The organism is Streptomyces sp. NRRL S-340 (genome assembly GCF_000720185.1).
Taxonomy (GTDB): domain Bacteria; phylum Actinomycetota; class Actinomycetes; order Streptomycetales; family Streptomycetaceae; genus Streptomyces.
In genome coordinates, this window is sequence record NZ_JOIY01000122.1 from 1 (window position 1) to 448 (window position 448).

Here is a 448-nt window from a genome sequence, read left to right on the forward strand (position 1 = left end):
CGCCACCAGCTGCCATGGCGTACTGACGGGGCGGCCGGCTTCTTCGCGTGCCTGGCTGACCCAGTCGGCAGTGAGTCGGCGGAACGCGGCGTGGGCCTCGGGCTTTCCCTTACGGCGGCGGCCGAAGGCGTCGCTGACGACGGTGTGGACCGAGAAGTCCTGATCTTCCAGGCGGCGCCAGGACCAGGTGGCTCGCCGACTCCACTCGTACGTATCGCTCCCATTCCTCGTCGCGCCCGGCCTCGTCTTCCTCCTCCTCGTCGCCGGATTCGGTGGCGCGGGGCGGGTACTCGCCGGCGGCGAGGGCGATGGCGGCGTCACGCTCGTCCGCGAGGTCCTCCTCGTCCTCGGACTCCCGGTCGAGCCAGATGGCTAGTGAAGCCACCTCGCTCACAGCGGCGCCGAGCGGCAGGATGAGGCTGTCTGTGGGCAGAGGCCACCGACAGCT

1 protein-coding gene is annotated in these 448 nt (G+C 70.5%); it reads right to left on the reverse strand.

Annotated elements, in window-relative coordinates; translation table 11 throughout:
- Window positions 1-109: 109 nt before the first annotated feature.
- Window positions 110-448: hypothetical protein (locus tag IG64_RS41420; RefSeq protein ID WP_158771765.1), on the reverse strand; the 339-nt coding region annotated here is incomplete at its 5' end.